Annotated in this window: 14 protein-coding genes and 1 tRNA gene; 10 read left to right on the plus strand and 5 right to left on the minus strand. The window is 64.6% G+C overall.

Annotation, left to right across the window (positions count from 1 at the left end; all coding sequences use genetic code 11):
* Positions 1 to 10: 10 nt before the first annotated feature.
* Positions 11 to 793: an SDR family NAD(P)-dependent oxidoreductase gene (locus AC0L3S_RS32690; RefSeq protein WP_473266553.1), complete on the minus strand. Its 783-nt coding sequence runs from the start codon at positions 791 to 793 to the stop codon at positions 11 to 13.
* 173 nt (positions 794 to 966) lie between these two features.
* Between AC0L3S_RS32690 and AC0L3S_RS32695 the strand changes: the two genes are divergently transcribed.
* The 5 genes from AC0L3S_RS32695 to AC0L3S_RS32715 all read left to right on the plus strand — a co-directional run bounded on the left by AC0L3S_RS32695 (position 967) and on the right by AC0L3S_RS32715 (position 5,810).
* Positions 967 to 2,142, plus strand: a complete 1,176-nt coding sequence (locus AC0L3S_RS32695; RefSeq protein WP_473266555.1) for a zinc-dependent alcohol dehydrogenase — start codon at positions 967 to 969, stop codon at positions 2,140 to 2,142.
* Between the two features lie 12 nt (positions 2,143 to 2,154).
* Entirely contained in the window at positions 2,155 to 2,697 is a 543-nt protein-coding gene (locus AC0L3S_RS32700) for a hypothetical protein (RefSeq protein ID WP_473283767.1), read from the plus strand.
* A gap of 27 nt (positions 2,698 to 2,724) precedes the next feature.
* Positions 2,725 to 4,329: an alpha-amylase family glycosyl hydrolase gene (locus AC0L3S_RS32705; protein ID WP_473283770.1), complete on the plus strand. Its 1,605-nt coding sequence runs from the start codon at positions 2,725 to 2,727 to the stop codon at positions 4,327 to 4,329.
* A gap of 144 nt (positions 4,330 to 4,473) precedes the next feature.
* Entirely contained in the window at positions 4,474 to 4,653 is a 180-nt protein-coding gene (locus AC0L3S_RS32710; protein WP_027518469.1) for a hypothetical protein, read from the plus strand.
* The gene (locus tag AC0L3S_RS32715; RefSeq protein ID WP_473283772.1) at positions 4,650 to 5,810 is read left to right on the plus strand and encodes a DUF305 domain-containing protein; all 1,161 of its coding nucleotides are present in this window, start codon (positions 4,650 to 4,652) and stop codon (positions 5,808 to 5,810) included. Before AC0L3S_RS32710 ends, AC0L3S_RS32715 begins: the two co-directional genes overlap by 4 nt.
* Before the next feature lie 12 nt (positions 5,811 to 5,822).
* Here the strand turns inward: AC0L3S_RS32715 and AC0L3S_RS32720 are convergent, their stop codons facing one another.
* On the minus strand, positions 5,823 to 6,431 hold the full coding sequence (locus tag AC0L3S_RS32720) for a cysteine hydrolase family protein (RefSeq protein ID WP_473283775.1): 609 nt from the start codon (positions 6,429 to 6,431) through the stop codon (positions 5,823 to 5,825).
* Here AC0L3S_RS32720 and AC0L3S_RS32725 point away from each other — a divergent pair.
* A complete protein-coding gene (locus tag AC0L3S_RS32725; protein WP_473266580.1) occupies positions 6,400 to 6,582 on the plus strand; it encodes a hypothetical protein in 183 nt (60 codons plus the stop codon). The genes AC0L3S_RS32720 and AC0L3S_RS32725 overlap by 32 nt on opposite strands.
* A gap of 71 nt (positions 6,583 to 6,653) precedes the next feature.
* Here the strand turns inward: AC0L3S_RS32725 and AC0L3S_RS32730 are convergent.
* A tRNA-Leu gene (locus AC0L3S_RS32730) sits at positions 6,654 to 6,738 on the minus strand.
* A gap of 204 nt (positions 6,739 to 6,942) precedes the next feature.
* The gene (locus tag AC0L3S_RS32735; protein ID WP_007603171.1) at positions 6,943 to 7,185 is read right to left on the minus strand and encodes a FliM/FliN family flagellar motor switch protein; all 243 of its coding nucleotides are present in this window, start codon (positions 7,183 to 7,185) and stop codon (positions 6,943 to 6,945) included.
* A gap of 94 nt (positions 7,186 to 7,279) precedes the next feature.
* Between AC0L3S_RS32735 and lipB the strand changes: the two genes are divergently transcribed.
* On the plus strand, positions 7,280 to 8,026 hold the full coding sequence (gene lipB, locus AC0L3S_RS32740) for a lipoyl(octanoyl) transferase LipB (protein ID WP_473283778.1): 747 nt from the start codon (positions 7,280 to 7,282) through the stop codon (positions 8,024 to 8,026).
* 198 nt (positions 8,027 to 8,224) lie between these two features.
* Entirely contained in the window at positions 8,225 to 8,938 is a 714-nt protein-coding gene (locus AC0L3S_RS32745; protein WP_473283781.1) for a DNA helicase, read from the plus strand.
* 58 nt (positions 8,939 to 8,996) lie between these two features.
* Here the strand turns inward: AC0L3S_RS32745 and AC0L3S_RS32750 are convergent, their stop codons facing one another.
* Complete coding sequence (locus AC0L3S_RS32750; RefSeq protein WP_007603164.1) at positions 8,997 to 9,419, minus strand: tautomerase family protein; 423 nt, start codon at positions 9,417 to 9,419, stop codon at positions 8,997 to 8,999.
* A 111-nt stretch (positions 9,420 to 9,530) separates the two neighbouring features.
* On the opposite strand from AC0L3S_RS32750, the gene AC0L3S_RS32755 reads away from it, so the two are divergent.
* Both AC0L3S_RS32755 and AC0L3S_RS32760 read left to right on the plus strand, forming a co-directional pair.
* Positions 9,531 to 10,385, plus strand: coding sequence for a LysR family transcriptional regulator (locus AC0L3S_RS32755; protein ID WP_473283784.1), 855 nt, complete (start codon positions 9,531 to 9,533; stop codon positions 10,383 to 10,385).
* A gap of 150 nt (positions 10,386 to 10,535) precedes the next feature.
* Positions 10,536 to 12,056 (plus strand): ATP-binding protein, encoded by a 1,521-nt coding sequence (locus AC0L3S_RS32760; RefSeq protein ID WP_473283786.1) that lies wholly within the window; start codon positions 10,536 to 10,538, stop codon positions 12,054 to 12,056.
* Positions 12,057 to 12,061: the final 5 nt, after the last annotated feature.

The raw sequence follows: 12,061 nt of genomic DNA on the forward strand, positions 1-12,061 counted from the left end.
GGTCATTGTCCTACGACTTCGCCGTGCCCGGCTCGGCCATTTTGCGATGCTGCTTGGCCAACATCTCGTTCGGCGTGACGTTGGCAACCGTGGTCTGGATCTTGTTCTTCATTCCTGTCACGATATCGGACTCCCCGCGCAACATGGCGTCGAAGCCGGCCTTCGCGACCTCGGCCGCGTCATCCTTCTTCTCGGTGCCGACCTTGGTGTCCATCATGTCGGCGCGGCGGAAGAACTCGGTTTCGGTGGCGCCCGGCATCAGACAGGTGACGGTGACGCCGCTGTCGCGCATCTCCTCGCGGAGCGCGAACGAGAATGAATCGAGGAAGGCCTTGCTGGCGTTGTACACCGCCTGAAAACTGCCCGGCGTGAAGCCGGCGATCGAGCCCGTGATCAGGATACGGCCCGAATTGCGGCGGACCATCTCGTTGCCGGCGCGATGGATCAGATACAGCGTACCGGTGATGTTGGTGTCGACGAGGTGTTTGATCCTGGCAAAATCCTGGTCGAGGAAGGCCTTGCCGAGGCCGACGCCGGCATTGGCGAGCAGCGCGTCGATCGGCCGGTCGCCGACGGCCGCGCAGAGCTTGTCGACGCCTTCGGTGGTGGCGAGATCAGCCTGCACCGCCTCGACGCTGGTGCCGAGCCTGCGGAGATCGACGGCCACCCTCTCGATCTCGGGCTCGTCCGCCGCGATGACAAGGTTGAAGCCTCCTTGGGCACAACATCTGGCGAGTTCCAGGCCGATGCCGGTGGAGGCGCCGGTGACGACGGCGAGTTGGTTAGCGGCCATGAGCGTATCCTTCGCGTGTCCTTGAGATGGGATTGATGACGCTCCAATCACCGCAATGGCCGCTCGTTCCTATCGGGACCCACGCTGGTGCGGCGCAAAGATTTTGCACCGTGCGATAGCAACCATCGTTCGATGTTCGACTTGGATGCCTCGTAGCTCGCGGGAGAACTGAGATGAAGGCGCTAGTTTGGCACGGCAAGGAAGACATACGCTGCGACACCGTCACCGATCCTGAGATTCAGGACCCGCGCGACGCCATCATTAAAGTCACGAGTTGCGCCATCTGCGGCTCGGACCTGCACCTCTTTCACAACTACATTCCGGGCATGCTGCCCGGCGACATCATGGGCCACGAGACCATGGGTGAAGTGGTCGAGGTCGGCTCCGGCGTCGACGGCAAGCTGAAGAAGGGCGACCGCATCGTCGTGCCCTTCACGATCATTTGCGGCGAATGCGATCAGTGCAAACGCGGCAATTTCTCGGTCTGCGAAACCACCAATCGCAAGCGCCATTTGGCAGACAAGGCGTTCGGACACACGACAGCCGGCCTGTTCGGCTACACGCATCTGACCGGCGGATATCCCGGCGGCCAGGCCGAATATCTACGCGTGCCGTTCGCCGACGCCACCCATATCAAGGTGCCCGACGGCATACCCGACGAGCAATTGCTGTTTCTCAGCGACATCTTCCCGACCGGCTGGCAGGCCGCCGCGCAATGCGACATCGAGCCGACCGACACGGTCGCGATCTGGGGCTGCGGGCCCGTGGGACAGATGGCGATCCGCAGTGCCATTTTGCTCGGCGCAAACCAGGTGATCGCGATCGACTGCCTGCCCGAGCGGCTCAGCATGGCGGAAGCCGGCGGCGCCACCACCATCAACTTCGAAACCGAAAGCGTCCTGGAGCGGCTCGAGGAGCTCACCGACGGCAGAGGCCCCGAAAAATGTATCGATTGCGTCGGGATGGAGTCGCATGTGATGGCCTCCCTGCCCGACACGCTGCTCGACCGCGCCAAGCAGATGGTCATGGTGGAGAGCGACCGGCCGCACGTGCTGCGCGAGATGATCTATGTCTGCCGCCCCGGCGGCATCATCTCGGTGCCGGGCGTGTATAGCGGATTCTCCGACATGCTTCCGATGGGCGCCTTCATGAACAAGGGCCTGCAGATGCGCACCGGCCAGACCCACGTCAACCGCTGGACCGACGACCTGCTCCATCGCATCGAGGAAGGCCAGATCGATCCGTCCTTCGTCATCACCCACACCGTCCCGCTCAGCCAAGGCCCTGAGATGTATCAGGTGTTTCGCGACAAGCGCGACTCCTGCGTCAAGGTCGTGTTGAAGCCCTGAGGAGCAAGACACATGTTTCATTTCTCCAACATCGTTCGCACCAAGGGCGATCCGAAGATCGTCGAGGGCGGCCCGAGCCTGAAGCGGCCCGAAGACCAGCTCGCCCGTGCGCTCGGCTGGTTCAGCATCGGCCTCGGCGTCGTCGAATTCTTCGCGCCGCGGCGCGTCACGGAAACGCTGGGCATGGAAGGTAGCGAGACGCTGGTCCGCGCCTTCGGCGTGCGCGAGATCCTGGCCGGGATCACGACGCTCTCGGTCGAGAAGAACGCCGGCCTGTGGGCCCGCGTCGGCGGCGACGGCCTCGATGCCGCCGCGCTGCTCTCGGGGCTGACCGCGGACAATCCCAAAAAGGGCAATATCGCGCTGGCGCTGCTGATGGTCGGCGGCATCGCGATGCTCGACTACCGCGCGGCGCAGGACACCAAGCCGCGGCGGCCGCCGCGCGACGCACGGCGCAAGCTGTATCCGAACCGCAGCGGCTATCCCAAGGGCATCGAGAGCGCTCGAACCGCGGCCAAGCAGATCGCAGCGCACGCCACGGCGGGCCGGACCTGAGGACGCACGACGAGGTGATGCAAGACAATGAGCGAGGCGTCCCGTAACGAAGGTGCGTGGTGGGAATCCGCCGTCATCTACGAAATCGCACTGATCTCGTTCCAGGACTCGGACGGCGACGGCAAGGGCGACCTCGCCGGCCTGGCATCGCGCATCGACTATCTGAAATGGCTCGGCGTCGACGCGGTGTGGCTGACGCCGATCTACAAGAGCCCTTTTCGCGACCTCGGCTACGATATTTCCGACTATTGCTCGATCGACCCTGCGTTCGGCAGCCTCGAGGCGTTCGACAGCCTGCTCAAGGCCCTGCACGCGGCGGGGATCCGCGTGATCCTCGATCTCGTGCCCAACCATACCGCGAACGATCACGCATGGTTCGTCGAGAGCAGCAGCTCACGGAACAGCGCGAAGGCCGATTGGTACATCTGGGCCGACGCGGCCGAGAACGGCGGCCCGCCCAACAACTGGCTGAGCCGCTTTGGCGGCAGCGGCTGGGAATGGTGCGAGGCGCGGCGGCAATATTACTACCATTCATTCCTGGTCGAGCAGCCCGATCTGAACTGGCGCAACCCGCAGCTGCGCGCCGCGATTGCCGAGGTCATGCGCTTCTGGCTCGATCGCGGCGTCGACGGCTTTCGCGTCGATGCCAGCGCCGTCCTGATCAAGGACGCGCTGCTGCGCGACAATCCACATAACCCGCAAGCGAAGGGCAAGCCGCCGCCGCAGCGCCAGACGCCCGTCTTTACCGACGACCGGCCGGAGACGATGGATTGCATCGAATTCATCCGCGAGGTGATCGACGGGTATCCAGGGCGGATGTTGTGCGGCGAAGTCCAGGGCAAGACCGACCGCATCGGTCACTTCTACGGCAACGACCGACCGCGCCTGCATCTGCCGCTCAATTTCGCGCTGCTGGACTCGCAATGGGACGCGTTCTCGCTGCAAGCGACGATCGACGCGTATTTCAACGCCATCCCGGATCATGCTTGGCCGGTCTGGGTGATCGGTGGTCACGACAAGCAGCGGATCGCGAGCAAGATCGGCGAGGCGCAAATGCGCGTGCTGGCGATGCTGCTGCTGACGCTGCGGGGAACGCCGTTCTTCTTCATGGGCGACGAGATCGGCCGCAAGCGCGTTCCGATTCCGCCCGACCGCGTCCGCGATCCCTTCGAGAAGCTCGTGCCAGGGTATGGCCTTTGCCGCGATCCCGAACGCGCGCCGATGCGATGGGATGACAGCCGCAACGGCGGCTTTACAACCGGCGATCCATGGCTGCCGCTCGAGCCGCCCGGAGGCGCGGCCAACGTCGCCGCGCAGCAGCGCGACCCACGTTCGATCCTGGCGCTGTTTCGCGCGCTGATGGGACTGCGGCGCGAGCACGCGTGCCTGCGCCACGGCGGCTACGCGCCGCTACGCGCGCAGAACGACGTCCTTGCCTACAGGCGGACGGATGGCGGCAGCGACATTCTGGTCGCGCTCAACATCGCCGGCGAGCCGCGGAAATGGCACTGGCAAGGTCGCGGCCGCCTGCTGATGTCGACGCATCTCGACCTACCGTCCGAGCCGTTGCCGGGCGCCTCCATCCTGCTCCGCGGCAATGAAGGCGTGATCATCGAACTCGAGCCAAGATGACGGCCGAGGAACCATCCGCGCACCAGAGAGTCTCATTCAACGCTTCCGACGTCCCCCTGCCGGAGGCTGAATAGACGAAACCGCGGCCCTGGCGCTCATCCCCCTTCAAGCGCCGGGGTAGCGGCGTGAGCCTGGAGGCAGACCATGAGCAAGACCAAGGGCCTCGGTCAGCGGATCGCTGGCAAGGCGAAACAGGCCGTCGGCGAGATCGTCGGCGATCAGGATCTCCATGAGGAAGGCAAGGAGCAAGCGGAGCGCGGCCGGGACGAACAAGGCAAGCCGAGCGAGCTCAATCCGTTGAAGAAGCTCAATCAGCTGACGTGAACGCCCCCGCGCCGTCAGCCATTTCCAGTTCAATTCGCCCCGGTGATGAAGGCGCCTCACGGCGGCGCTCACGCTGGGTCGCCGCTGCCGAACTGGGCCTGATCAGCAGCACCTTCTCGACCATCGTCAGCCAGCTCTTCGCCGCGCGCATCGGACGCGATGCCGCCGTCGACTGGATGACGGTGGCCGCCATCCCCGCACGCGATTGGGCGATCAGCGCAGAGCCGTCGTGGAGCGCGATCCTTGCAGGGATCGCCTTCCACCAATGGGCGGACTTCTCCTGGGCGCTGGTGTTCTTCGGCGTGCTCGGGCGCTGGACCGCCGACCTGCGGCCGCTGACGATCCTGCTGCTCGCCCTGCCCTGGGCCGTGTTCTCGTCAAGCATGGAATGGTTCGTGCTGGTGCCGCTGTTTCCGTTCTGGCAGCCGCTGTTCACGCTGCAGCAGCCGTACTGGATCGGCCTGCTCGTCCACGGCTCCTCAGCCGTGATGTATCCCCTGTTCGCCCGGTTGCGCTGGAGACGAGGCGCGGCACCCGCGCGCGATGTTCGCTTCACCAATGCCTGGACCACCGGCGCGCTGGTTGTGATCGCACTGCTCGGCGCGACCGCGTTGTTCGGCAGCCATGGTTACGAGCCGCCGTGGGCCGGCCGCGACAGGGACGCGGACCAGACTTATATCCGTCACATGACAGCGCATCACGCCCAGGGCATCGAGCTGGCGCGGATCGCCGCCGAGCGCGCGCAGGACCCGCATCTGCGAAAGCTGGCGATGCTGATGGTCGCAAGCCAGACCGGCGAGAACCGGATTTTCGAGACGTGGTGGCTGAGCTGGTTCGACGCCGAGATGCCCGATTGCAGCTCGGACGAACGTGCCGCCATGCCGGGCTTCCTGACACAGGCCGAGATGCGACAGGTCAAGGCCGCGCCGGCGGATCTATTCGACACGTTGTTCGTCGAGACCATGAGCAAGCATCACGCCGGCGCGGTCAGGATGGCCGACCAGATGTGGCATAGCGGCGGCGATCTGCGCCTGCGTGTGATGGCCCACGCCATCCGCCACGAGCAGCAGGGCGAGATCGCGCTGATGCACGGCGCCAGCGGCATTGGCGCCGTCGCCACCGCCTTCCGCAACATGCTCGGCGACAGTGTCAATTGAGCGGATCGTCCCCTACTCCCGCCAGAACTCCGCCAACTCCTCCGCGGTCATCAAATCGACCTGGCCGTGAAAGCGGGTGCGGTACATCGTCATGAGTGCATCGTGGCCGACGTCGGACGAGCTGCACAGCGCATCTTCGACGATGACGACCCGAAAGCCGAGATCGACGGCGCTCAGGACCGTCGAGAGCACGCAGACGTCCGTCTCCGCCCCGGTGATGATGACCGTGCCGACATTCTTCTCGATCAGCAAGCTCGCCAGGCCGGGATTGCTGAACGCCGAATAGGCCGGCTTGTCGATGACGGCAGCCGGCGGAACGAAGCGGCTCAGGGCCGGCACGAGTTCGAGACCGGATGGCGGAAGATGCTTGCGGGTCGCCTGTCGCCAGCGACGAAAATAGCTCTGCCATTGCCCCGGACGATCTTCCGGGTCCTCGGGCGTGATGAAGCGCGTGAAGATCGTTCTGGCCTGATGGCGCGAAACGATCGATGCGATCGTCGGCAAGACTCTCGCCATCCAGGGCGTCTCCCAGAGACCGCCAGGAGCAAAGATATTCTGCATGTCGATGCACAAGTGAACGGCGTCGCTGATGTCGGTCACTTCCGACGCGCTGTCTTTCATCGTCCTTCACCGTCGAACCACAGCCACGCGCCGCAGCCGGCATTTGCGCAGCGACCTCACCGACTGCAATGCGATCCCGACGATCATCGTTCCTCATCACGCGCAATCCAGTGGCAGCGCCGAATCGAACAATGCCGGCGCCATGGAATGAGGACGATCGTCGCTTTTAATCGGAACGGTGCTTGGGACCCGGCTCACGTCGGCAGCGCCGTTCGGACCCACTGGTGCGCTCGGAGGGACTCGAACCCCCACGATTTTACTCACTGCCACCTCAAGGCAGCGCGTCTACCAATTCCGCCACGAGCGCTTTTGGGGATGCCGGCTTGAGGCTTGAAGGCCAACCGGATCAACGGCGCCGATCTAACAAATCCGTCAGAGGGGTACAAGCCTCCAAAAGCCCTGAATTCCACAAGCTTGGCAGGAAAGTTCCGGCTCCTTGCGCCCAGATCGGCCTTTTCCGCCTGCCCGAGCCGCTACCGCGTGCCCAGGCCGCTACCGCGTGCCCGAGCCGCTACCGCGTGCCGGGGATACGTGGCAGCATCTGCTTGACCTCGACCGCGATCCGGTTGCGGTCGACCAGCACGACGCCGGAGGCGACCGGCAAATTATTGGCCAAAACCTTGACCTCGTCGGCCTCGGTTGCGTCCAGCTCGATGATGGCGCCGCGGGAAAGACGTAATACCTGATGGATCGGCATGGTGGTCGTCCCGAGGACGACCATGAGATCCACGGTGACTTTGTCGAGAGTAGGCACTTCAGGACCACCGCAACTTGGGACTAGGACTTGGGACTTGGGACCAACGACTTGGAATTTGCGCCTGCGATCATCACCCGGTTATGGTTAGCCAATGGTTAATTCACCTCGAAACCCCCGCCAAAACCAGCGCCAAGAGCTCGATTTGACGCCGTTTTCCGGCTCCTCCGGCGAGCCGGTGGAGTGGCGGATTTCGGACGCGCCGGTGCCCTATCCGGAGGCCGTCGCCGAAATGGAGGCGCGCGTCGCGTCGATCGCAGCGGGTGAAGCTCCGGAGCTGGTCTGGCTGCTGGAGCATCCCCCGCTCTACACCTCCGGCACCTCGGGCAAGGCCACCGACCTGCTCGATGCCCGATTCCCGACTTTTGCCACCGGGCGCGGGGGCCAGCTCACCTATCACGGGCCCGGCCAGCGCGTGGCCTATGTCATGCTCGACCTCAAGCGTCGCCGGCCGGACGTGCGGGCCTATGTCGCGAGCCTGGAGGAGCTGATTCTGCGGACGCTCGCCGCCTTCAACATCCGTGGCGAGCGGCGCGAGGACCGGGTCGGCGTCTGGGTGAAGCGGCCCGACAAGGGACCCGAGCACGAGGACAAGATCGCGGCAATCGGCGTCCGGCTGAAGCGCTGGGTCTCGTTTCACGGCATCGCCATCAATGTCGAGCCGGAGCTGTCGCATTTCGCCGGCATCGTGCCCTGCGGCGTCGCCGATCCCCGCTACGGCGTCACCTCGCTGGTCGATCTCGGTCAGCTCGTGACGATGGCCGATGTCGACGTCGCGCTCCGGCAGGCCTTCGAGGAACTCTTCGGGCCGACCCGGGCGCTGATGCCGGAAGCCGTCTAACGCTTTCTGTAGAGCGCCCCGCCTCTATCGTTTTCCGCCAATGCGGAATCGGCTACGCTCGATTCCGGTGTCGCCCACGCCTCCCCCCTCCGCCGGGAAAGCAGATGTCATGCCGGGCGATTTGATCTTCGGACCGACTGTTCGAGCGCCAGGCATAAGGAGGGGTTGCGTTTCAGCTCGCAATGGGAGGTTTTTGCGATGAGACTGTCTGCACCCATCTATCATCTGAAGCGAAGAGCGAAGCGCCTGTCCCGCGAGGAAGGCATCCCGCTGCACGATGCGCTCGACCGCATCGCCGCGAGGGAAGGCTTTTCCGCATGGAGCATGCTCGCGGCGAAAGCGGCCGCAGCGACGCCGGCCAACCGGCTTTTCCCGCAATTTCAACCGGGTGACCTGGTGCTGGTGGGCGCGCGTCCCGGCCAGGGCAAGACCCTGATGAGCCTCGAGCTTGCCGTGGAGGCGATGCGGTCGGGCCATCGCGCGGCGTTCTTCTCGCTCGAATACACCGAGAAAGACGTTCTGGATCGCTTTCGGGCGATCGGCGTGGACCTGGCGCAATTCGAAAAACTCTTCGAGATCGATTGCTCCGACGCCATCAGTGCCGATTACGTCGTCAAGCAGATGGCCGCGGCACCGCGCGGTACGGTCGTGGTGATCGACTATCTGCAACTGCTCGACCAGCGGCGGGAAAATCCCGACCTCACCGTTCAGGTGCGCGCGTTGAAATCATTCGCGCGCGACAAGGGATTGATCGTCGTCTTCATCTCGCAGATCGACCGCTCCTATGATCCCGCGCTCAAACCCTGCCCTGACCTGGACGATGTCAGGCTGCCGAACCCGCTCGATTTGAAGTTGTTCGACAAGACCTGTTTCCTAAACAATTCCGAGGTGCAGTTTGGCATAGCGAGCTGACGATCTCTGGCAACCGGTTCAGGCCGCGGGTGCGGTGGTTCACCCGCGGCCCCTCTCCTCATGCCTTCTCCGGCGAGACCTCGAGCTTGCCGGCGATGTAGCGCCGTTCCTGGGTGAGGCCGCCAAAGCCATAGGCGTCGCCCTTGACCTCGTCGACATGCAGATAGGTCTCGTGATGCAGCGGGCCCAGGATCCCGGCCATGCGCTGGAACATCGCGGCGAGATAGGCGGCCTTCTCGTCCTTGGTGTTGGTGCCTTCGCTGACGTGGATGTCGATCCAATAGCTCGCCAGCTTTTGCTCTGCGAGCGACTTGCCACCGGCGAACCAGTCACCCGCTTCCACCGACTTCACGATGATGGCGGTGACCTCAGGATCCTTGTGCAGGATTTTTGCAGTGAGCTCGGACACGGCGCTCGCGATGTCGGCCTTCAGTGAGGGCGACTGGCGGGAGGTGGTGTAGGACACGGTGATCAGCGGCATGGTCGTTCTCCTCATCATGTCGCGCGGTTCGCGCGGCGTTGGTAAGAAGCTAGACCGGCCCTCGACATTTTGGTATCTTATCTCCATTGATAGCAGTGATAACATATCATAATGACAGCAACGCTCGATATCGCCACCGTCCAGGCCTTCCTGCTGGTCGCCGACCTCCAGAGCTTCACCCGCACCGCCGAAGCGCTCGGCACGACGCAGGCGGCGGTCAGTCTGAAGCTGCAACGGCTGGAAACGCTGCTGGGAAAACGCCTCGTCGAGCGCTCGCCGCGCGCGGTCCGGCTCACGGCGGACGGTGCGGCGTTCCTTGAGCGCGCCCGCGCGCTGATCGCGGCACATGACTGCGCGCTGTCGGGCGAGGCCTCGGTCGCGCAGTCGCTCTCGCTCGGCATCTCCGACCACGCCGCGGGGCCGGAGCTGGTACCCCTGCTCGAACGCCTGCATGCGATGTCGTCGAACCTCACGCTCGCTGTCACCATCGGCTTCTCGCGCGAGATGCAGGAGGCCTATGATGCGGGCGAACTGGATGCGGTGATCGTGCGCCAGGAAGGCAGCCGCCGCGGCGGCGAGAAGCTGGCCGAGGACGAGTTCGGCTGGTTCGCGTCAAGACGCTTCACCGTGCCCAAGGGCGAAGCGCTGCCGCTCGCAACCCTCGCCCCGCCCTGCGGGGTCCGTGCGATCGCGGTGCGCGCGCTCGACAAGGCCGGCCTCGCCTGGCGCGAGCGTTTTGTCGGCGGCGGCGTCACGGCGGTGGTCGCGGCCGCACTTGCCGGACTTGCAATCGCGCCGCTGGCGCGACGGATCGCGCCTCCCGGGTTGGTCGATATCGGGCCGACCCATAAGCTGCCGAAACTCGGCAACTCCAAAGTGATGCTGCATTCGAAGGTCAGCGATCCCGCCAAGCTCGCGGCATTGCGCGCGGTGGCCGCGACGTTTCGGAGCGCGGCGGCGGTCTGACTCTGGACGGCTTTCCGGCTCGAATGCGCTGCGTGTGTCTGCTAGACTGCGTCCTGCATACGGGCTCGCAATATTGCCTAAAAAGGTTCCAAACCCGCGGGAACAATCCGCCACGTGCTGCGTTTGCCCCCGTTGAGGCAGGGTCCGGGAATGGTCGAGAAGTCTAGTCAGCAGAGGGACTTGTTCGAAAGCGAACGCAGTTTCCGCCTGTTAGTTGAAGGAGTTGCGGACTACGCGCTCTACATGCTCGATCCCACCGGAAGAATCACCAGCTGGAACATCGGCGGCGAGCGCATCAAGGGCTATTCCCCCGGGGAGATCCTCGGCCAGCACTTTTCCCGTTTCTACACCGAGACCGACCGCGCCAACGGCAAGCCCGCCCGTGCGCTCGGGATTGCGCGGGAAAAGGGCCGTTACGAGGAGGAAGGCTGGCGCGTCCGCAAGGACGGCACTTTCTTCTGGGCCAGCGTCGTGATCGATCCGATCTACGAGGCCGGCGAGCTGGTCGGCTTCGCCAAGATCACGCGCGACATCACCGAGCGCCGCAATACCCAGCTCAAGCTCGAGGCGATGCAGAAGCAGCTCGCCGAATCCCAGAAATTCGATGCGCTCGGCCAGCTCACCGGCGGGGTCGCCCACGACTTCAATAACCTCCTGATGATCATCAGCGGCAGCCTCCACATGCTGAAGCGAGGGGCCGACGACGAAGCCAAGCTTCAGCGCGCGATCTCGGCCATCGAGACCGCCACCAGGCGCGGCGCGGCGCTGACCAACCAGCTCCTCACCTTCGCGCGGCGGCAGAGCGTCAATCCGCAGGCGATCGACTTCGCCGACCGCATCGCGGCGATCCGCGAGGTGCTCGATGCCGGCGTCGGCAGCTCCGTGCGGCTGGCTTTCGACGTCAGCGGCGACGTCTGGCCGATCAGGACCGACGTCTCCGAGCTCGAGACCGCGCTGCTCAACCTCGTCATCAATGCGCGCGACGCGATGCCCGACGGAGGCACGGTAACGATCGCAGCGCGCAATCTCGTGCTCGACGAGGACCCCCTCGTCGGCGAATTCATCGCGATCGACGTCAGCGATACCGGCCTCGGCATTCCCTCCGACGTTCTCGACAAGATCTTCGAGCCGTTCTTCACGACCAAACCGATCGGAAAGGGCACCGGCCTCGGTCTCTCCCAGGTGCACGGCTTCGCCCATCAGGCCGGCGGCACGATCCGGGTCGCGAGCGCGCTCGGCAAGGGCACCACTTTCACCATCCTCCTGCCGCGCGGAGAAGACGAACCATCGCGCGAGGCGGCGGGAGAACCGGCGTTCCAAGGCAGCGGCACGGTGCTGCTGGTCGAGGACAATCCGGACGTCGCCGCCGTAAGCATCGGTCTCCTGGAGCAGCTCGGCTATCAGGTGCGCCGGGTCGCGGACGCCGAAGCCGCCTTGAGCGAGATCGAGAAGAACGGGGTCGACTTCGTGTTCTCGGATATCGTCATGCCCGGCAAGATGGACGGGCTCAGCCTAGCCCATCACCTCCGCCAGATCCGCCCCGGCCTGCCGATTCTGCTCGCCACCGGCTACAGCGAAGTCGCCGCAGGCGTGCGCGGCGATTTCCCGATCCTGCGCAAGCCCTACGAGATCCACGAATTGAGCGAAGCGATCGCCAAGCTGCCGCGGTAATTCTT

It is taken from the genome of Bradyrhizobium sp. Ken01 (assembly GCF_055807355.1).